This is a genomic window from Actinoplanes sp. NPDC051851 (assembly GCF_040681165.1).
Taxonomy (GTDB): domain Bacteria; phylum Actinomycetota; class Actinomycetes; order Mycobacteriales; family Micromonosporaceae; genus Actinoplanes.
On sequence record NZ_JBFAYF010000032.1, the window covers coordinates 13622 to 33413 of the forward strand.

The window sequence follows — 19792 nt, forward strand, 5'->3', positions numbered from 1 at the left end:
AGGTGGTGACCGATGCTGACCATCATGGGCTCGGGCGAGACCAGCCCGACCATGGTGACGGTGCACCGGCAGGTCGCCGCCCTGCTCCCGGCCGGGTCCCCCGCCGTCCTGATCGAGACGCCGTACGGCTTCCAGGAGAACGTCGCGAGCATCTCCGCCAAGGCCGAGCGGTACTTCGCCGGCAGCGTCGGGCTGACCGTGCGTACCGCACCCGGGCTGCGCGGCGGCGACCCGCCCTCGGAGGACGCCGACCGCGGCCTGGCGATGGTCCGCAGCGCCGGCTGGCTCTTCTCCGGACCGGGCAGCCCCACCTACGCGATGCGCTGGTGGAGACCCGGCGCGGTCGCCCAGGCGCTGCACGACCGGCTGCGGCAGCACCGGGGGATCACCGTCTTCGCCTCCGCCGCCGCGGCCACCCTGGGCCGCTGGACGGTGCCGGTCTACGAGATCTACAAGGCCGGCGAGCCGGCCCGGTGGGCCGAGGGGCTCGACCTGCTCCGCCATCTGGACCTGCGGGTGGCGCTGGTGCCGCACTACGACAACACCGAGGGCGGCACCGGCTTCGACACCCGCTACTGCTACCTCGGCGAGCGCCGCCTGCGCGCGATGGAGTGGCAGCTGCCGGAGGACGCCGCGGTGCTCGGCGTCGACGAGCACACCGCCGTCCACATCGACCCGTCCGCCGGTACGGTCCGGGTGGCCGGGCGGGGCGGGTTGACCGTGCGCCGTCGCGGCCACAGCACGGTGCTGCCCACCGGCACATCGCTCGGACTCGGCGAACTGCGGGCACTCGCGCACCACGGCACCGCCGCCGTCGTCATCCCCCGCCAGCCGGGCCCACCCGCCGCGGAGACGATCGCGGAACCCACCGTCGCCGAGGTCGCCGCGGCGTGCGAGCGGCGCTTCGACGCGGCTCTCGCCCGGCGCAACGCCGACGGCCTGGCCCGGGCGATCCTCGACCTGGAGGAGTCCGTGCACGCCTGGAGCACCGACACCGAGGAGGACGACGGCGCGGAACAGGCGAGAGCGGTTCTGCGTACGCTGATCCTGCGCCTCGCCCAGGCCACGGCCGAGGGCCTGCGCGACCCGGCCGAACGACTCGGCCCCCTGGTCGAGCGGCTGATCGACGTCCGCGCCGGGCTGCGCGAGCGACAGGACTTCGCCGGCGCCGACGCGCTGCGCGCCGCCCTGACCGCCGCCGGGGTCGAGCTGCGCGACGGCACCGAGGGCGCGACCTGGCTGGTGACCGGTCCCCGTTAAAGATATGCCCATATATCGCCCCACCTTTGCCAAGATCTACCTTTACGAGGGTGTGAGAGCGCGCGAATCGGTGGCGGTGCCGGGACAATGCGGGGCGTGGAGGAGGTTGAGGTCGTCGTCGCTCACAGCGAGCGCGTGACCCTGCGCGTCGGTGACGTGTTCCTCAAGGTCGACGGTGATCCGGCGCGCCTCGCCGCCGAGGTCGCGGCGATGCGGCTGGCGCCCGTGCCGACGCCCGACGTCCTGTGGCACAGGCCGCCCGTTCTCGCGATCGCCGCGGTGCCCGGGCGGGCGCTGGGGATCCTCGGCGAGCCGTCGCCCGCGTCGCCGGCGGCGTGGGCCGCGGCGGGTGCCGCGATCCGGCGGCTGCACGACGCGCCACCGCCGCCCTGGGACGGCGGGAAGCTCGCCGGGCTGGACGCGGAGCTCGAACGTGAATGCGCCTGGCTCGTCGACAACGGCGTCCTGCCGGCCGGTTTGGTCGACCGCAACCGTACGATCGCCGAGGCGGCGTTCCGGCCGTGGACGCCGGTGTTCATGCACGGTGACCTGCAGATCACCCACGTCTTCACCGACGGCGACGAGGTCACCGGCGTGATCGACTGGTCCGAGGCGGCGCCCGGCGATCCGCTCTTCGACCTGGCCATCCTGACCCTCGGGCACGAGGAACGCCTCGAGGATCTCCTCGCCGGGTACGGTACCGACGTCGACCGGGACGTGATCCGGGCCTGGTGGTCGTTGCGCAGCCTGACGGCGTCGCGCTGGCTGATCGAGCACGGCTTCGACCCGTCCCTGCCGGGCTGCGAGTTCGACGTGCTGAGATCACGTATGTGACGTCGATGGATGAGCCGCCGCCGCTGCGGAGGAACACCGCGTTCCAACTGCTCTGGATCGGCAGTGCCACCTCCGATTTCGGTACGCAGTTGACCCGGCTCGCGATGCCGCTGCTGGTCCTGGCGGTCACCGGGTCGCCGCTCTGGGCCGGGCTGATCGCCGGTGCGCGCAGTGCCGCGACGGTGCTGGCGCAGATGCCCGCCGGTGTCTGGGTGGACCGCTGGGATCGGCGGCGCACGCTGGTCGGCGGCCAGCTGGTGCAGGCGGGTGTCGCCGCGCTGCTGGCCGCGCTGGTCGTCGCCGGGCAGACGCTGATGTGGACGTTCCTGGTGCTCGCGGTCGTCGACGGGGTGTGCACGGCGTTCATCGGGCCGGCCCGGTCCATCGCGATCCGTGGTGTGGTGCCGGCGGAGCAACTGCCCACGGCGTTCGCGCAGGAGGAGGCGCGCACGCACGCCGCCTGGCTCGCCGGGCCACCTACCGGGGGCCTGCTGTACGGGCTCGGTCAGGCCGTCCCGTTCGTGGTGGACGCGGTGACGCTCCTGGTCTCCGCGGTGTGCACGACGGTCGCCCGGGTGCCGCGCCGGCCGGGTCCCGTCCCGCCGCCGGCCGGCGAACCGGCGGCGGGGGAGCCGGTGCCGGGGGACGCGATGCCGGGAGACGCGGTGCCGGGAGACGCGGTGCCGGGGGACGCGGTGCCGGGGACGCCGAGCATGGGCCGTGAGCTCCGCGAGGCCTTCCGCTGGTTCTGGCGTCAGCCCGGTCTGCGGGACTCGTCCGGCACCGTGATGATGTTGAACCTGCTGGGTGGCGCGACCATCCTGCCGCTGATCGTGCTGATCGGTGAGCGCGGGGGCGACAGCGTGGTCACCGGCGCGGTGCTGGCCGCCTCCGGGATCGGCGGCCTGGCCGGAGCGCTGCTCTCCGGCCGTACCGGAGCGCTGTTGCCGCCGGGGAAGCTGCTGCTGGCCGTCGTGGGCATCTTCGGCGGTGCGGTGGTCCTGGAGACGCTGCCGTTCGGCAGATGGTGGCCGATGCTCCCCTTCGTCTGCATCTCGCTGGCCACGCCGGCCCTCAACGTGGTGATGAACGCGGTGGTCACCCGGCTGGTGCCGGAGGAGATGCTCGGCCGGATGGAGGCGGTACTCACCGTGGTGGGCCGGGCGATGGCACCGCTGGGCCCGATCCTGGGCGGGTTCCTGGCGGCCACGCTGGGCGGCGCGGGCGCACTGCTGTGCATCGGGGGCGCCCTGCTGCTCACCGCCGCCGGGGCGGCGACCAGCCGGAGTCTGCGGACCTTCACCGGCGAGCGGGCGGAGGCCGTACGGCCGCATCAAAGGTTTTGATCGATGCCGTCGTTCCCCGCGGTCCGGTACGTCAGGCTGCGGGTGCGACCGACGGGCGGGTCTCGTCGTGGCAGACGATGCCGCGGCGGCCGCGCTTGGCGTGGTACATGGCGGCGTCGGCGTTGTGGAAGAGAACGGCCGGGTCGGTGGTGTCGCCGGGGCAGAGAGAGATGCCGATGCTCGCGGAGACCGTGGCGGTGGCGTCCCTGTACGGGACCGGCTCCTCGACGGCGGCCAGGATGATCGCGGCGATCTCGCGGCTCTGCTCGTAGGAGGAGATCGCCGGCAGGATCACCGCGAACTCGTCGCCGCCGAGGCGGGCCACGATGTCGGTGTGGCGTACGGCGGCGGTGATCCGGGTGGCGACGGCCTTCAGGAGCGTGTCGCCGGCCTGGTGCCCGAGCGCGTCGTTGACGGCCTTGAACCCGTCGAGGTCGATCAGCAGCAGGCCGACCGGTGATCCGCCGTCGACGGCGGCGTGCACCGCGCTCTCCAGCCGGTCGTTGAAGAGCCGGCGGTTGGCCAGGCCGGTGAGCGCGTCGTGGCTCGCCTGGTACCGGCTGTTCGCGGCCTGCCGTTCCACCCGGCGCTGGTAGCCGAGGAGCAGCGCGGCGCAGATGACGAGCAGGGTGGCGTCGACCACGACCACGTAGACGCCGATCTCGCGCAGCCGGGTGTTCGTGGCCTCGACCTCGATCAGCTCGGCACGCAGCTGGTAGCGCTGGGCGGTCAGGTTGGCGGCGAGCATCTTGCGGAGTGCGGCGGCGCTCATGCCGACCTGGGCGCCGGTGTCGGCGGCCTCGGTGGCGCGGCCCTGCTCGGCGGCGGCGACCAGGTCACGCTGGAGCTGGGTGAAGGACCGGTAGCCGCTCTCGGTGAGCTGGACACGCCGCGCGTCACCCCGGCCGGCGTTGCTCGACAGCCACGCGAGGGTGGGTTCGGCCGAGCCGATCTGCGCGATGACCGCGGACAGGCCGTCCCGGTCCGGGGCACGCAGGTAGTCGTTGACCGCCTCGTTCTCCTGGGTGACGAGGACGAGCGTGGAGTCCCAGGCCGCGGTGATCCGGTCGGCCCTGGTCACGGTCTCCACGGCCCGCTGGGTGGTGTTCGCCGCGAGCATGCCGCCGACGGCCAGCACGACGAAGCCGGCCACGAGGCCGAGGAGCGCGCAGAGCGCCGGCACACGTCTGCCGGTCGGCGCTGTGATCCGCAACCCGCTGGTCCCCCTTCCCGTTCGATCCGCTACACACATCGGCGCGGCGGCCATCGGGTTGAGGCACCGTCAATCGCTACATTCCGGCGACGCGGGACCGATGTGACCGACATGTACGTCAGGCGTCTCCTGGCCGGGGTCCTGGTCCTCGTGCTGACCGGTTGCGCCCATCAGCAGGCGGGCGACGGCGGCGCGAAGCGGGTGGCCTACCTCGGGTCGATGATGAACGCGCCGTTCAGCGTGCAGATGAGCGCCGGCTACCGGTTCGGGGCCGGGCAGTTCACCGACGTCACCGCCACGGTGACCGGGCCACCGGCCGCCGACGCGACAGCCCTGGCGACCACGCTGACGGACCTGACCACGCAGGGCTACCGGTCGATCGCCATCTCGATACCGTTCACCGAGACCACCGGAGACCCGCTCGGCGACGCGGTGGCGAAGGGCGTCCACCTCATCGCGTTCGACACCCCGCCGGTCACCGGTTCCCCCGTGCTGACCTACATCGGCAACGACAACCAGAACCTCGGACGTCTCCTGGCCGACACGGTCGCCGACCGGCTCGACGCGGACGCCACCGGCCGGATCGTGCTCGGCAACCCGCGCAACGGCGTACCGCAGCTGGACGCCCGGGCGCTCGGTTTCACCCAGCGGATGCGGGAAAGGCTGCCGAAGGTCCGGGTACTCGGCCCGCTCGACACCGCGGACCGGCCGGGCGCCGCCACCTCGATGTGGGAGTCCGTCACCGAGTCCACGCCCGGCGCGCTGGCCTTCGTCAGCGTGGGTGCCGACGGGCGCCTGCTGTCCGAGATCCGCGCCCGGCGGAAGGCCTCCTGGGTGGCCGCGGCCTTCGACGTCGACGACACCACCATCGCGGCGGTGAAACGCGACGAGCTGGTCCTCGTCTCGCCGGAGCAGTTCCTCAAGGGCGCGGTCGCCGCCGAACTGCAGGTGACGTACCTGGGCCGCGAGTCGGAGATGCCGGAGGGCTGGCTGGAGATCCCCGGCGTCGCGGTCACCGCGGCGAACGCCGGCGAGATCCTGGCCCGGGACGCCACCGACGCGAGCCGCAGGGCGTACTACCTCCCGGCGATCGGCGAGGTCCTGGCCGCGGCCACGCGTCCACTCGAGGACGCTCAGTGAGCGCCGCGCGGGCCGCCGCGCGCACCGGGGACGGCACGACGGAGGCACCTCCGCGCGATTGAGAACGGTCACGCGGTCAGCGCGGTGGCCAGCCACAGTCCCAGTGCCGCCCAGTCGACGGTCTCGGGCCGGGGCGTCCCGTTGATCGTCATCACCAGCGCGGCGTACCTACCGTGCGTGGTGTCGTACCCTGAAGGGGGATTCTGCGGCAAGGTGGCGAGCATCCGGTAGCCCTCGGCGAGCCGCTGTCGGCGCTCGGTGCTGTCGGGACGGCCGGTGAGCGCGCCGGCCGCGGTCACCAGCCGGGTGGCGAGAGCGCGGGCATGATCCGAATCGGGCGGCAGGCCGCAGCGGTGAGCCGCCATGATCTGTTCCATCAGGCGGCTGCCGTCGGTGTGGATGAAGCGCTGCACCGGGCCGGCGGCCAACTGCGCCCCGGGGCCGGAACCGTACGTGTCGCGCAGGTAGGTACGGACCGCGGCGCGGAACTCGCCGTCACGCAGCAGACCGGCCAGCTCGATCCACGCCTCCAGCTGGGCGGCGGTGGGATCGTCCGGCAGCCGGGGCCGCGTGGCGAAGCCGTCGGGCAGCCCGGCACCCGCCTCGGCCCAGAACTCGTCGACGAGCCGCTCGCGATCCTCATCGGACATGGTGACGAGCCGGTGCATGAGCGACGCCCGTGCCGCGGGTGCCTGCTGCCGGGTCAGCGCGCGCAGTACGGCCCGCCGGGCGCGCAGGGCGTGCTCCTGGCGTTCGACGAGCTCCAGGTGCTCGGCGAGCAGGTGGTGCAGGGTCGTCTCGCCGTGCAGCAGCCGGCGGATCTCGTCCAGCCCGGCGCCGAGGTCGCGCAGCGTGCGGATGAGCTCCAGCTGGGCGATGCCGTGCAGGTCGTAGCATCGGTGACCTGCACTGTTGAGACCGGCCGGCGCGACGATGCCCTCGTCGGAGTAGAAGCGGACGGCGCTGACCGAGAGCCCGGTACGGCGGGCCACCTGTCCGATCGGGTACAGATCCTCATCCATGGCGACCACTCTCCGCCCTCAGGTCGCTTGAGCCGCAAGCCGTACCGTGGTGGTAGCTTGCCCTCCGTGCCGCCACCCTCCCTCGCCCGCACGACCATCGGTTTCGCCTGGGGTCCGGATCAGTACGATTTCGGTCACGGGTTCAGCAGCGACGGCAGCCAGTCGGCGATCGTACGGAAGCTGGTCCTGATCTCCGTACGGGGAAATCTCGGTCTTCTGGCCGCCTCCGCGGAGTGGCTGACGTTCCGGCTGACCGGCCCGGACGACCCGGCGTCGGCCGCCCTGGTGGCCACGCTCTGGGCCGGGGCCACCGACCCCCGGCAGGCCGATCCGACCTTCGCCGGGCAGAAGACCGATCCGATCAAAGGCCCGATTCTCGAGTACGCGCGGACGGTGCGCTCCTGCTACCGGACGGCGCTGGCGTTCGACGGCGCGTTCTTCAGCCACGCCGAGAGTGCGCTACGGCTGGTCGACTACGTGATGCCGAACGGCGCCTACCGGACGTGGCGCCGGGATCGCTACGGCAGCCTGGCCGCGCTCACGTCATCGCACGCCATGCGGGCGGTCCGGGCGTCGCTCGGCGAGACCGGGGTGGAGCGGCGGCTCACCGCCGGTGACGTGGACGCGCTCTGGGGTCCCGCCCTGCCCCGCGAGGCCTACGAACCGATCTGACACGCCGTGCGCGAGGGCATCCCCGCGCACGGCGCACACCGTCGGAAACGGTCAGGACTTGACGAAGCCGATGTTCTCGTACGTGACGCTGGCGAAGCCCTTGGCGCCGAAGTTGGCCACCTTCTTGTTGGTGGCGATCAGCTCGGGGCGCTGGTAGAGGGTCAGCGAGTGGACCTCCTGCCAGATCAGCGCGTCGGCCTGGTTGGCCAGCGCGGCCGCCTTGGTGGGGTCGAGCTCGGCGGTCGCGTCGTCGAACGCCTTGTCCAGCTCGGCGGAGCCCACCCGGGCGTAGTTCTGCTGGGTGTCCAGCTCGCCCTTCTCGTTCTTGACCGGATTCACGTAGATCGACTTCGAGGAACTGATCGGGAACTGGGTGCCGATCCAGGAGAAGACCGTCATGTCGAAGTCGCCGGGGGTGATGTACTTCTCGAAGAAGTCCTCCACCGGAACCGCGTTGATCTTCACCTTCACGCCGACCTGGGCCACCATGTTCTGCACCAGCTGGGCCTCCTGCTCGGAGGACTTGACGCCGGTCGGGATGACGAAATTGATCTCGAGGTTCTTGCCGTCCTTCTGCCGGACGTCGCCGTTGAGCGTCCAGCCCGCGGCGTCGAGGCCCGCCTTCGACTTCTCCAGGTCGTACTTGCCGACGTCACCGGAGTTGTCCTGGTAACCCACCTGGTTGGACATGAAGATGTGGTTGTTGAGCGCCGTCGGCGTGATGCCGAGCGGGCCGAGCAGCGCCTTGGCGATGGCGGTCCGGTCGATGGCCTCGGCGATCGCCTGGCGCACCTTGACGTCCGAGAGCACGGAGCTGGTGCCGTTGATCGTGATGTGCCGGAAGTTCGGGCCGGACGCCTGGCGGATCTCGGCGGTGCTGATCGACAGCGCCCGCTGGTAGGTGTCGGCGCTGGAGCCGATGTCGACGAAGTCGATCTCACCGTTGGCCAGCGCGTCGATCTGCGCGTCCGGCTCGATCGCCCGGTAGACGATCTTGTCGAGCTTGGCCGGGTCGCCCCACCACTTGTCGTTGCGGACCAGCGTGATGGTCTTCGCCGTGGCGTCCAGGGAGTCGAACGTGAACGGGCCGGCCGTGGTCTTGAGCGGCTGCTTCTGCCAGCCCTCGTTGAAGGCCTTCGCGTCCTTGTTCGTCGACGCCGGGTAGAACGGGGTGAAGAGCGCCTTCCAGTCGGCGTACTTGTTCTTGAAGGTGACGATCGCCTCCTTGTCGTCCTTGCCCTTCGCGACGCTCTCGATGTTCTCGTAGCCGTTGGACGACGAGATGTTGTACGCCTTGTCCGACCCGTTGGTCGACTTCCACTGCCAGTAGAGGTCCTCCCAGGTGATGGGAGTGCCGTCGTCCCAGGCGGCCTTCGGGTTGAGCTCGAAGGTGACCACCTGCTTGGGGTCGGTCGTCACCGTCGGCTCGGAGGCGAGGTAGTCCTTGTTCCAGACCGGCGTGGCGTCGGCCTCGTAGGTGAACAGCTGCGGCAGCAGGGCGTTGACGACCTCGCTGGCGTAGACGTCCGTGCCGTCCAGCTCGAAGTAGTTGAAGTTCGCCGGCACCGCGCCGATCGCCCAGGTGAACGTGCCACCGTCCTGGACCTGGTCGCGCGACATCGGGTTGATCTGGTTCTCGGTGGCCTTCGGCGGCGGCGAACCCTGATCGGTGCCGCTACCGGTCGAGCCGGTGCACGCCGCGGACCCGATCAGGGTCGCGACGACGATCGGTGCGAGGAGCGCCTTCGCGCTCCAGTATGTCCTCACCAGTTCCTCCACACCTTGGCGTCTGTTTGACGCGCTGTTCTTTCTCATCTGCACCGGCGGTCAGACCACCGCGGCGGGTGCCGGGTAGTGGCACGCCGCCGTGTGGTCCGGGGCCGGGGTCTCGCGGCCGGAGAGCGCCGGGGACTCGTCGAGGCAGCGTCGTTGCCGCTCGGCGTCGAGGTCACCGGCGAAGGTGGGGCACCGGGTCCGGAACCGGCATCCGGACGGCGGGTCGGCCGGACTCGGCAGATCGCCGGTCAGCAGGATCCGCCGGCGGCTGCGCTCCTTGACCGGATCCGGCAGCGGGATCGCGGAGAGCAGCGCCTGGGTGTACGGGTGGGCCGGTGCGCCGAAGACGCGATCGGCCGTACCGATCTCGACGATCCGCCCGAGGTACATCACCGCCACCCGGTCGGCGATGTGCCGGACCACGGAGAGGTCGTGCGCCACGAAGAGGTAGGAGAGGCCCAGCTCGCCCTTCAGCCGCTCGAGCAGGTTGATCACCCCGGCCTGGATGGAGACGTCCAGCGCCGAGACCGGCTCGTCGAGCACCAGCACCTTCGGTTCCAGCGCCAGGGCCCGGGCGATGCCGATCCGCTGCCGTTGGCCGCCGGAGAACTTGGCGGGGTACCGGTCGGCGTGCTCCGGGCGCAGGCCCACCAGCCGCAGCAGTTCCCGGACCCGGCGTTGCTGCTCCGGGACCGGGACGCCGTGCGCCGCCAGCGGCTCGGCGAGGATGTCGCTGACCGGCAGCCGGGGGTCCAGTGAGGCCATCGGGTCCTGGAACACCACCTGGAGGTCGCGGCGGATCGCCAGCCGCTCCTTCCGGTTCATCTCGGCGGTGTCCTTACCGAGCACCACGATCTTCCCCGAGGTCGGCTTGGCCAGCTCGAGGATCTCCATGATGGTCGAGGTCTTGCCGCAGCCCGACTCGCCGACCAGGCCCAGCGTCTCGCCCTCGCGGATGTCGAAGCTGATCCCGGCGACCGCCTGGAGGGTGCCGACCCGGCGGCGCAGCACTCCCCCGGTGGTCAGCGGGAACTCCTTGACCAGGTCGCGCACCTCCAGCACGACCGGCCGCTCCTCCCGCGGGAGCGGCGGCGTCCCGGTCTCCTCCGGCAGCGCGGTGGCGGCGAAGACCTCGGCACCGGTCAGCTCCCGCTCGGCGATCTCCGTGCTGCGGTGGCAGGCGGCCAGCCGTCCGGCGTCGTCGGTGACCACGCCGAGCAGCTCCGGCTCGGACTGTTCGCAGACCGCGATCCGCATCGGGCAGCGCGGCGCGAACGGGCAGCCGGCCGGGAGGGCCACCATGGACGGCGGGACCCCCTCGATCGGCGTCAGCCGCTGCCGCTCCCCCATGTCGAGCCGGGGGATCGAGCCGAGCAGACCGATCGTGTACGGCATCCGGGGCTGCTGGTACACGCTCTCGACCGGGCCGGTCTCGACGACCCGCCCGGCGTACATGACCATCATCCGGTCGGCGAAACCGGCGATCACCCCGAGGTCGTGGGTGATCATGATGATGGCCGCGCCGGTCACCTCGCGGGCCTTCTGCAGCACCTCCAGGATCTGCGCCTGGATGGTGACGTCGAGCGCGGTCGTCGGCTCGTCCGCGATGATCAGCGCCGGGTCGTTGGCGATCGCCATCGCGATCATCACCCGCTGCCGCATGCCGCCGGAGAACTCGTGCGGGAACCCCTTCGACCGCTGCCGCGGGTTCGGGATGCCGACCAGGTCGAGCAGTTCGACCGCCCGCTCCCGGGCCGCCTCGCGCCCGAGGCCCTGGTGGATGCGGATCGTCTCGGCGATCTGGTCGCCGACCGTGTAGACCGGGGTCAGCGCGGAGAGCGGGTCCTGGAACACCATGGCGAGCCGGCTGCCGCGGATCCGGGAGATCTGCTTGTCGCCGAGGCCGAGCAGCTGCCGCCCCTGGAAGGTCGCGGACCCGGTGATCGCGGCGGTCGGCGGCAGCAGGCCCATCACGGCCAGCGACGACACCGACTTGCCCGACCCGGACTCGCCGACGATGCCGAGCACCTCGCCGGGGCGTACGTCGTAACTGATCCCCCGCACCGCGGTCACCGGACCGGCCGGGCTGCGGAACGTCACCGACAGGTCGTCGACGCGCAGCAGCGGTTCGGCGACGCCGGATGCGGAGCCCACCGGGGCCACCATCGCGTCGGTCACTTCGCACCCTCGATCTCGGAGTTCGGGTCCAGCGCGTCCCGCAGGCCGTCGCCGACCAGATTGACCGCGAGGACCAGCAGGATCAGGACGCCCGCCACGAAATAGAACTGCCACCAGTTGGTCAGCGCCGCGCCGGAGCCGTCGGCGATCAGGGTGCCGAGCGAGACGTCCGGCGGCTGCACGCCGAAGCCGAAGAAGGAGAGCCCGACCTCGGCCAGGATGATGCTGCTGACGCCGACGGTCGCGTCGATGATCAACAGCGACGCCATGTTCGGCAGGATGTGCCGGAGGATGATCCGCCAGCCGGGCACCCCCATGAACCGGGCCGCCTGGACGAACTCCCGCTCCCGCAGCGACTGCGTCATGCCGCGGACCACCCGGGCGGTGATCATCCACTGGAAGCCGGCCAGCAGCACGATGAAGAGCAGCCAGCTGCCGTCCCGCAGCGCCGCCGAGAAGATCGCGATGATCAGGAAGCCGGGCAGCACCAGCATCAGGTCGGTGATCAGCCGGACGATCATGTCCGTAGTACCGCGGAAGTACCCGGCGAAGGCACCCGCCACGGCGGCCAGACCGGTCGACACCAGCGCCCCGAGCAGGCCGATCACCAGCGACTTCTGCAGGCCGCGCAGCGTACGGGCGAAGACGTCCCCGCCGGTCTGATAGGTGCCGAACCAGTGCTCGGGACTCGGCGGCGACTGGAAGGACTGGAAGTCCAGCTGGTCGTACTTCCAGGGATAGAAGAGCGGTCCCAGGTACGCGAGGAGGATCAGCAGTACGACCACCGCGAAGCCCGCGACGGCCATCCGCCGACGCAGGAATCGCCGCAGTACCAGCCGGTTCCGCGAGGGCGAGCGGTCCCGTCGCGTACCGTCGTCGGCGGGATCGGGGCTGACCGATCCGACAAGGACGGAGTCGGTGTTCACAGTCATCGCGGCCTCCTCAACTCGCCCGGACCCGCGGGTCCAGCGCGGCGTAGACCACGTCGGAGAGCAGGCCCGCGATCAGGACCAGCACGGCGACGAAGAGCGTCACCCCGGCCGTCGAGTTGATGTCGTTCTTGGTGATGGAGTCGACGAAGTACTCGCCCATGCCGTGCCAGCCGAAGATCTTCTCGGTGAAGGTCGCCCCGACGAACAGCAGCGCGAACTGGTAGGAGAAGAAGGTCGCCATCGGGATGAGGGCGGTCCGCAGGCCGTGCCGGGTCAGGGCCGACCAGCGCCGCAGACCCTTCGCCTGCGCGGTACGCAGGAAGTCGCTGCCGAGCACGTCGAGCATGGAGTTGCGCTGGTACCGGCTGTAGAAGGCGAACCCGTTCACCCCGATCGCGAGCACGATGGTCGGCAGGACCAGGTGCCCGGCCCGGTCGACCAGACCCGCCCAGGACCAGGTGTCCAGCCCCGGGGTGATCTCCCCGGTGGTGAACAGGAACGGCGTCGAGGCGTTCCCCGACACCTGGTTGAACCAGATGCCGGCGTTCTTCACCAGGACGGCGAGCACCACCGTGGGCACCGAGAGCAGGACGAAGGAGATGACCGTCAGCGTCTGATCCGACCAGCGGTGCTGTTTGATCGCGCCGTACGCCCCGGCCACCACGCCGAGCAGGGTGCCGAGGATCGACCCGATCAGCATGAGCCGCAGACTGACCCACATCCGGCGGCCGATCTCCGCGTTCACCGAATCGCCGTCCACGGTCTTGCCGAGATCACCGTGCGCGATCCCGTCCACCCAGGTGGTAAATCGGTCGACAACCGGAGTCTTGTCATTCATGTTGAGCTCGTCGAGCCGCTGGTCGACGACCGCTTCCGCGGGGGCCGGGTTACGACCCTCGTACCTGCTCCGCGGATGCAACTGCGTAGCCGCGAGGAGATAGGCCACCACCGTCGCAACCATCGCGAGGAGTACGAGGTAACCCACCCTGCGCAGCAGGAACCTGCCCATTACGCCATTGCCTCCCGGAAGATCACTACAACTGGCCGGGGACGTTAGCAGAGACATTGAAAGGCGCCTAGATAACTGGCTGATCGATTCGGTAACGCCACGGAAGACAACCCTTGAGGCGGATATTCTTCACACCGCCGTAACGCAACCACCGAACATCTCGGACCGATCGTTAAATGTTGATTACAGTAGTTGAGAAAAGCTCCCATTCCCCACCGGAGACCGGTAACATCGTCGATCCGTGTCCGCCAGGCACACCTCGACGTCATGCTCGGCCAGCGCCGCCAGGCAGTCGTCGACCCGGCGAACGTCCCGCACCCGAGCGTCCTGTTCGCTCACCCAGTACCCGGCGACGTCGTCGAGGAGCCCGAACCCGTCCTCGTCGAGCCGGTGAACGTCGAGCCGGTGAACGTCGAGCCGGTGAACGTCGAGCCCGGCCCGGGACAGCGAGGGCACCCACCGATGCACGACAGCGATGACGCGAGCCGCCGGCGCTCCCCCGGAGCAGATCAGCTGTAGTCGGGCTGGTTGTAGGTGAGTTCGACATCGAATTCACCATCACGCTGAATGGTGATACGAAATCCGAAGAACGCGGCCTCACCCTCCTCGACCATCAATTCACGCAGTTTGAGGATCAGTTTGCCGACGTTATAAACCGTGCGCGACAGTCCAGGACCACCCGGAATAGGAATAGCACCTGATTGCTTTACGACTGAAACATTTACCCCGGCATAATTAGTGTCGACGGTTGCATCTGCAATGATGGCGTCAGCATCTTCAGGGAAAAGATCGAGGAGGATGTCGCCAATTTCGTTGACGATTTCCTCATCGCTATCGGTAGGCACTTAGCCCCTAAGGGTTTCGGCGATCTGCCGCTCGTTCTCCTCGATCTGGTCCGCTTGCACGCCGAGATCGTCGCCCGCATCTGCGATTTCGTCCGCGATCAGCTGCCAACATTCGAACGCGTACGCCGCAACCTCGATGTAGGCGGTGCCGATGTAGGTACCGATGGTGTCCTCACCCCACGCACCATCGAATTGCGCCGCCTGCTGCTGAAACTGCGCAAGTGTTTCGGCGAAGCTCTCCCCGGCTGCGGTCAGCTCTGCGCCAGAGCGGCGGATCTCGTCCGGTCGCATCTCAAACGAGGCCATATCTCTCCGTCTCTCCACTTCATGCTGCCAAGCCGGCGGGCACCGCGCGTCTCTGGAAGGTGCGAGGCGCCGAGCGAGTGATATTAGCGGGACATGTTCAAGAGAGGATCGTCCCGGCGAACTCATTCCGAGCAGGATCCGCAGCCGAACCCGGAAGATGGAGCGCAACGCTATTCCGGCCGCCGATGGTCCTGAGGAGAATCGGCACGTCAGCGGCGCGGTGTCAGGTCCTCGATGCGGGTGGGCCAGCGGGTGAGCAGGGCCGGGTCGTGGCTGACCACGAGGACGCCCATGCCGGTGCGCTCGCTCTCCTCGGCGATCATGGCGGCGACGTGGGCCTGGGTGGACGCGTCCAGCATGGTCGTGGCCTCGTCGCAGAGGAGGTAGCGCGGGGTGTGGATCAGGGCCCGTGCCAGGCAGGCACGCTGGAGCTGGCCGTCGCTGACCGCGTGTGGGCGGCGCCGCAGCAGGTCGGGGGTGAGGCCGGCGCGCTGGGCGAGATCGGTCACCCGGGCGTCGATCCGGTCGCGCGGGTGGCGCGTCGCGCGCAGTGGCTCGGCGATCAGGTCGCTCAGGCTCAGGCGTGGGTCGGCGGCCGCCCGTGGGCTCTGGAACAACACCCCGATTCGGGTACGCAGGGAGCCCGGCACCCGGTGCCGGGCCCCGGTCACCCGCTCGCCGTCCACGCTGACGTGTCCGGCCTCCGGGCTGTGCAGCAGCGCGAGTACCCGGACCAGTGTGGACTTGCCGCTGCCGGACGGCCCGCGCAACCCCACGGTCTCCCCCATCTCGACGGTGAACGACACGTCCTGAAGAACCCGGCTGCCGCGATACCCCGCGGTGATCCCGGTGGCGACGAGACTCACGCGGCGGCCTCCGCGACGTGCGGGTGCTGAGTGGCGACGAGACTCACGCGGCGGCCTCCGCGACGTGCGGGTGGTGAGTGGGGGGTGAGACTCACGCGGCGGCCTCCGAGAGCAGCGGGTGATGACAGGCGACCGGGCCGGTGGGCAGCTCGGCGCAGGCGGCCGTGACACGTGCACAGCGGGCGGCGAAGGCGCAGCCGGCCGGGAGTGCGGTGAGCATCGGCGGGTCGCCGGGGATCGGCCGGAACGCCCGGTCGGGCAGCGCGTCGAGCAGTGCCGCCGTGTACGGGTGCGCCGGGTTCCCGAACACCTGCCGGGCCGGGCGGTGCTCGACGATCCGGCTGGCGTACATGACCGCGACGGTGTCCGCGACCCGTTCGGCGGCGGCCAGGTCGTGGGTGATCAGCAGGACCGCGCCGCCGGCGTCGCAGCGGCGGCGCAGCAGGTCGAGGGTGTGGTCGACGAGTGGGCGGTCCAGGCCGGTGGTGGGCTCGTCGGCGATCAGCAGGGGTGGGTCTGTGGCCAGGGCGAGCGCGGTGACCAGGCGCTGGGCCATCCCGCCGGAGAGCTGGAACGGGTAGCGGTCCAGGTCTGCCGGGTCCAGTCCGGCGTCGGCGGCGATCCGCTCGGCGAGGGCCGGGTCCCGGCGGTGGGCGCGCAACGTCTCGGTGAGCAGGGCGCGGCCGGTGCGGACCGGGGTGAGCGCGGTAGCCGGGCTCTGCGGGACGAGACCCAGACGGCGGCCGCGGATCTCCCCGGCGAGCCGCTTCTCGCCGCAGCTCAGCACGTCGACGCCGTCGAGCACCGCCCGGCCGGTGACCCGGGCGTTGCCGGGCAGCAGGCCGAACAGCGCGTGCGCGAGCACCGACTTGCCGCACCCGGACTCCCCCACCACGGCGAGCAGCTCTCCCCGTCGTACCGTAAGGGTGGTGTCCGAAACGGCCCGGACCGTCGCGTCGCGCAGGCGGAACCGCACGCTCAGGCCCTCGATCGCCAACAGCGTCACAGGTTCAGCTCCGCTCGGACTCGGGGGTCGAGCCGGTCGCGCCATCGGGCGGCGACCGCGGCGACGGCGAGGGTGACCACGATGATCACCAGGCCGGGGACGAGACTGGCCCACCAGGCGCCGGTGAACAGCGACCGCTGACCGTCATTGATCATGTTGCCCAGCGAGGCGAGGTGCGGGGGCAGGCCGAGGCCGAGGAACGACAGCGAGGTCTCGTGCCAGACCGCGTGCGGGACCATCAGGGTGGTCGCGAGGGCGATCTTCGGCAGGACGTGCGGGAGCAGGTGCCGGGTCAGCACCCGGATCCGGCTCGCGCCGCCGGAGACGGCCGCGTCGATGAAGAGGCGGGTGCGCAGCGACAGGAGTTCGGATCGGACGATGCGCGCGGTCGACAGCCAGTGGGTGAGGCCGATGGAGAGGATCACCGCGCCGAGGCTGGGGCGCAGCATCGCCACGATGAAGATGCCGAGCAGCAGGTGCGGCAGGGCGGCGACGGTGTCCACGACACGCATCAGGATCCGGTCGGGCCAGCCGCCGAGCAGGCCGGAGACGCCGCCGATCAGCCCGCCGAGGACCGTCGCGGTGATCGCCGCGACCACGCCGACCAGCAGCGACACCCGTAATCCGTAGAGGCTGCGCAGAAGCACGTCGCGGCCGAGGTCGTCGGTGCCGCCGGGATGGGCGAGCGACGGCGGCAGCGAGACGCGGTCCAGGGCGACCGCGCTCTGGTCCAGCGGCGCGATCAGCGGGATCAGCAGGGTGACGCCGATCGCCACCACCAGCACGGCGCCCGCCACGCTGGGCATTCTCGGACGTGACCACGCGAGCTCAGCCATCGACGCGCACCCTCGGGTCGGCGATCCCGTACGCCAGATCGGTGAGCAGGTTCGCGGTCAGCACCACGGTCGTGGTGATCAGGGTGATCGCGGCGAGCAACGGGAAGTCGCTGCCGAGCGCCGCCTGCACGCTGACCGCGCCGAGCCCGGGGAGGGAGAAGACCGTCTCGACCAGCACCGACCCGCCGACCAGTTCGGGCAGGTGGGTGCCGGCCAGGGTGAGGAACGGCAGCAGCGCCGTCCGCAGCGCGTGACCGAAAAGGACCGTGCGACCGCGAAGACCCCGGGCCCGAGCGGCGAGCACGTGGTCGTCGCGCAGGCTCTCGGCGACCGCGTCCCGGACGAAGAGCAGGAACCACGGCGACTGGGAGATCGTCAGGACGAGGACCGGCAGCACGAGGTGGTGCGCGACGTCCCCGGGGTCCACCGCGACCGACCGTACGTCGGTCAGGCCACCGGCCGGGAACCAGCCCAGGGTCAGGGCGAAGACCGCGATCGCGGCGAGCGCCAGCCAGAAGACCGGCATCGACTCGACCGCGTACGCCGTGGTCGTGACGAACCGGTCCACGACCCGGTGGTGCGCGGCGAGCGTGCCGAGCAGCAGGCTGGACGCGAGCACCACGACCAGCGTGATCCCGAGCAGCAGCAGCGTCCACCCGGCCCGCGCACCGATCACCGCGGCCACCTCCTGATGGCGGGAGGTGGACCAGCCGAGGTCACCGTGCAGCAGGTTGCCGAGCCAGCGCAGGTACTGCACCGGCAGCGGATCGTCGACGCCCCAGTTCGCGCGGATCTGGGCGAGGTTCTCCGGGGAGGCGGTGAACGCGGCGGCGCCCGCGTACTGCATGGCCGGGTCCATCGGCGACGCCGCGCCGAGCAGGAACATGCCCATGCTGGTCGCGATCAGCACCGGCAGCGCGATGGCGAGCCGATTGCGGATCAGCCGGATCACGTACGCGTCCAGGTGTTGATGTTCCACCAGAGGCTGTTGGCGACACCGTGCTCGTGCGGCTCGACGCGCGGCGTGACGCCGGTGACCCCGTCCTGGACCACGTAGGTGTGCTGCAGGTACGTGAGGAACACCCACGGTACGTCGGCGGCGAGCTGCTTCTGGAAGGTGGCGTACGCGGCCTGCCGCTTCGCGAGGTCGATCTGCTTCCGCCCGTCCTCGAGGGCCCGGTCGGCGACGGCCGAGTCGTAGGAGCCGGGGTTGTAGTAGCCCTGCTCGGCGAAGGCGGAGCCGAACAGCTTGTAGGAGACGAAGTCCGGGTCGTACGGGGTGCCGAAGCCCATGATCAGCGCGTCGCTCTTCATCCGCGGGTAGATGGCGTCCCAGGTCAGGCCCTCCGGCTCGACCTCGATGCCGATCTTCCTGGCGTCCGCGACGACCGCGAGCGCGAGCTCCTTGCGCAGGCTGTCGGCGGCCGGGTACATCAGCGTGAACGTGGCCCGCTCTCCGTTCTTGACCAGGATCCCGTCGCTACCGGCGGTCCAGCCCGCACCCGTGAGGTCGGCGGCCGCCGGGGTGGTGGTGACCGCGAACTCCGAGCTCGGCGCGATCGGCCCGTAGGCCGGTTCACCGGTGCCGGCGAGCACCCCGGTCACCATCGCCTGCCGGTCGACGGCCGTGTTCAGGGCCGCGCGGATCGCGAGGTCGCCGGCGACCGGGTTCTTCAGCGGCAGCATCACCCCGCGGTAGTCGGCGGTCGGCACCTTCACCGCGTTCGGGAATGCCGCGGCCAGCTTCGGTGCCAGTTCCACAACATCGAATTCCCCTGCTTGCGTACGCTGCGCGCGCACATTGTCGTCCTCGACGAAGGCGACCACGACGCCCCGGTTGGCGGGCTTGCCACCCCAGTACCCGTCGTTCGCCGCGAGCACCAGCCGGTCGCCGGGCGTCCACGAGGTCACCCTGTAGGGCCCGGTGCCGACCGGCTTCTGGTTGAACCCGGCCTTGTTGATGTCCTGCCCGCTCAGCGCCTTCGCCGGCACGATGCCCAGGGTGAGGCGCTGCAGGAACGGGGCGTACGCGTACTTGAGCGTGAAGACCACCGTCGAGGGGTCCGGCGCCTCGACCTTCGCCAGCATGTCGAGGTCGGAGCGGAGCGTGGAGTCGACCTTCGGGTCGAGCACCGACCGGTAGGTGAAGACGACGTCCTGGGCGGTCAGCACGGTGCCGTCGTGGAAGGTGACGCCACTGCGCAGTTTCGCGGTCACGGTGGTGCCGTCGACCGTGGGCAGCTCCGCGGCGAGCGCCGGGATCAGGGCGTTCCGCCCGTCCCGGGCGACCAGCCCGTCGAAGATCAGCGAGGCGCCGTCGCTGCCGTACCCGAGCACCGGGTTGAGGGTGTCCGGCTCCCCGGAGGTGGCGACCACGAAGGTCTCCCCGGCCGCGGCGGAGTCGGCGGTGGACGGGTTCGAGCAGGCGGCGAGGGCGATCAGGGCAGCGGCGAGCACGCCGGCAGACCGGCGGGAGATCGACATACCGCCATACTTTCCTAGTTGCAACTACATGGCAATAAGAGTCCCATGCATCGATCCGTAGCGGCCA

The 19792-nt window shown here is 70.6% G+C and carries 19 protein-coding genes; 5 read left to right on the forward strand and 14 right to left on the reverse strand.

Annotation, left to right across the window (positions count from 1 at the left end; translation table 11 throughout):
• Positions 1-12 precede the first annotated feature (12 nt).
• From AB0M08_RS27465 to AB0M08_RS27475, 3 genes are all read left to right on the forward strand, one after another.
• Positions 13-1260 carry a hypothetical protein gene (locus tag AB0M08_RS27465; RefSeq protein ID WP_364498972.1) on the forward strand — a complete coding sequence of 416 codons (1248 nt, stop codon included), beginning with the start codon at positions 13-15 and terminating at the stop codon, positions 1258-1260.
• An 87-nt stretch (positions 1261-1347) separates the two neighbouring features.
• A complete protein-coding gene (locus tag AB0M08_RS27470) occupies positions 1348-2094 on the forward strand; it encodes an aminoglycoside phosphotransferase family protein (RefSeq protein WP_364498975.1) in 747 nt (248 codons plus the stop codon).
• A 5-nt stretch (positions 2095-2099) separates the two neighbouring features.
• On the forward strand, positions 2100-3440 hold the full coding sequence (locus AB0M08_RS27475) for an MFS transporter (protein ID WP_364498978.1): 1341 nt from the start codon (positions 2100-2102) through the stop codon (positions 3438-3440).
• 31 nt (positions 3441-3471) lie between these two features.
• On the opposite strand, the gene AB0M08_RS27480 is transcribed toward AB0M08_RS27475, so the two are convergent.
• Positions 3472-4653 (reverse strand): GGDEF domain-containing protein, encoded by a 1182-nt coding sequence (locus AB0M08_RS27480; protein ID WP_364498981.1) that lies wholly within the window; start codon positions 4651-4653, stop codon positions 3472-3474.
• A gap of 111 nt (positions 4654-4764) precedes the next feature.
• Between AB0M08_RS27480 and AB0M08_RS27485 the strand changes: the two genes are divergently transcribed.
• Positions 4765-5793 (forward strand): substrate-binding domain-containing protein, encoded by a 1029-nt coding sequence (locus tag AB0M08_RS27485; RefSeq protein ID WP_364498984.1) that lies wholly within the window; start codon positions 4765-4767, stop codon positions 5791-5793.
• A gap of 68 nt (positions 5794-5861) precedes the next feature.
• On the opposite strand, the gene AB0M08_RS27490 is transcribed toward AB0M08_RS27485, so the two are convergent.
• The gene (locus AB0M08_RS27490) at positions 5862-6815 is read right to left on the reverse strand and encodes a MerR family transcriptional regulator (RefSeq protein ID WP_364498986.1); all 954 of its coding nucleotides are present in this window, start codon (positions 6813-6815) and stop codon (positions 5862-5864) included.
• Positions 6816-6881: 66 nt separating this feature from the next.
• On the opposite strand from AB0M08_RS27490, the gene AB0M08_RS27495 reads away from it, so the two are divergent.
• Positions 6882-7487, forward strand: coding sequence for a hypothetical protein (locus AB0M08_RS27495; protein WP_364498988.1), 606 nt, complete (start codon positions 6882-6884; stop codon positions 7485-7487).
• A gap of 51 nt (positions 7488-7538) precedes the next feature.
• Here AB0M08_RS27495 and AB0M08_RS27500 read toward each other — a convergent pair whose 3' ends face one another.
• The 12 genes from AB0M08_RS27500 to AB0M08_RS27555 form a co-directional block, all read right to left on the reverse strand.
• Positions 7539-9254 (reverse strand): ABC transporter family substrate-binding protein, encoded by a 1716-nt coding sequence (locus AB0M08_RS27500; RefSeq protein WP_364498991.1) that lies wholly within the window; start codon positions 9252-9254, stop codon positions 7539-7541.
• 60 nt (positions 9255-9314) lie between these two features.
• Positions 9315-11441, reverse strand: a complete 2127-nt coding sequence (locus tag AB0M08_RS27505) for an ABC transporter ATP-binding protein (protein WP_364498993.1) — start codon at positions 11439-11441, stop codon at positions 9315-9317.
• Positions 11438-12373 carry an ABC transporter permease gene (locus AB0M08_RS27510; RefSeq protein ID WP_364498996.1) on the reverse strand — a complete coding sequence of 312 codons (936 nt, stop codon included), beginning with the start codon at positions 12371-12373 and terminating at the stop codon, positions 11438-11440. Before AB0M08_RS27510 ends, AB0M08_RS27505 begins: the two co-directional genes overlap by 4 nt.
• Before the next feature lie 10 nt (positions 12374-12383).
• Positions 12384-13382, reverse strand: coding sequence for an ABC transporter permease (locus AB0M08_RS27515; protein ID WP_364498999.1), 999 nt, complete (start codon positions 13380-13382; stop codon positions 12384-12386).
• Between the two features lie 183 nt (positions 13383-13565).
• Complete coding sequence (locus AB0M08_RS27520) at positions 13566-13850, reverse strand: DUF6886 family protein (RefSeq protein ID WP_364499002.1); 285 nt, start codon at positions 13848-13850, stop codon at positions 13566-13568.
• Between the two features lie 41 nt (positions 13851-13891).
• Positions 13892-14227 carry a hypothetical protein gene (locus AB0M08_RS27525; protein ID WP_364499004.1) on the reverse strand — a complete coding sequence of 112 codons (336 nt, stop codon included), beginning with the start codon at positions 14225-14227 and terminating at the stop codon, positions 13892-13894.
• Positions 14228-14533 (reverse strand): hypothetical protein, encoded by a 306-nt coding sequence (locus AB0M08_RS27530; protein ID WP_364499007.1) that lies wholly within the window; start codon positions 14531-14533, stop codon positions 14228-14230. It lies immediately after the preceding gene.
• 209 nt (positions 14534-14742) lie between these two features.
• Positions 14743-15399 carry an ATP-binding cassette domain-containing protein gene (locus tag AB0M08_RS27535; protein ID WP_364499010.1) on the reverse strand — a complete coding sequence of 219 codons (657 nt, stop codon included), beginning with the start codon at positions 15397-15399 and terminating at the stop codon, positions 14743-14745.
• Positions 15400-15490: 91 nt separating this feature from the next.
• Positions 15491-16405 carry an ABC transporter ATP-binding protein gene (locus AB0M08_RS27540; protein ID WP_364499013.1) on the reverse strand — a complete coding sequence of 305 codons (915 nt, stop codon included), beginning with the start codon at positions 16403-16405 and terminating at the stop codon, positions 15491-15493.
• Positions 16402-17241, reverse strand: a complete 840-nt coding sequence (locus AB0M08_RS27545; RefSeq protein WP_364499015.1) for an ABC transporter permease — start codon at positions 17239-17241, stop codon at positions 16402-16404. Before AB0M08_RS27545 ends, AB0M08_RS27540 begins: the two co-directional genes overlap by 4 nt.
• A complete protein-coding gene (locus tag AB0M08_RS27550; RefSeq protein ID WP_364499016.1) occupies positions 17234-18220 on the reverse strand; it encodes an ABC transporter permease in 987 nt (328 codons plus the stop codon). The genes AB0M08_RS27545 and AB0M08_RS27550 overlap by 8 nt, the downstream gene beginning before the upstream one ends.
• Positions 18190-19725 (reverse strand): ABC transporter substrate-binding protein, encoded by a 1536-nt coding sequence (locus AB0M08_RS27555; protein ID WP_364499018.1) that lies wholly within the window; start codon positions 19723-19725, stop codon positions 18190-18192. Before AB0M08_RS27555 ends, AB0M08_RS27550 begins: the two co-directional genes overlap by 31 nt.
• Positions 19726-19792: the final 67 nt, after the last annotated feature.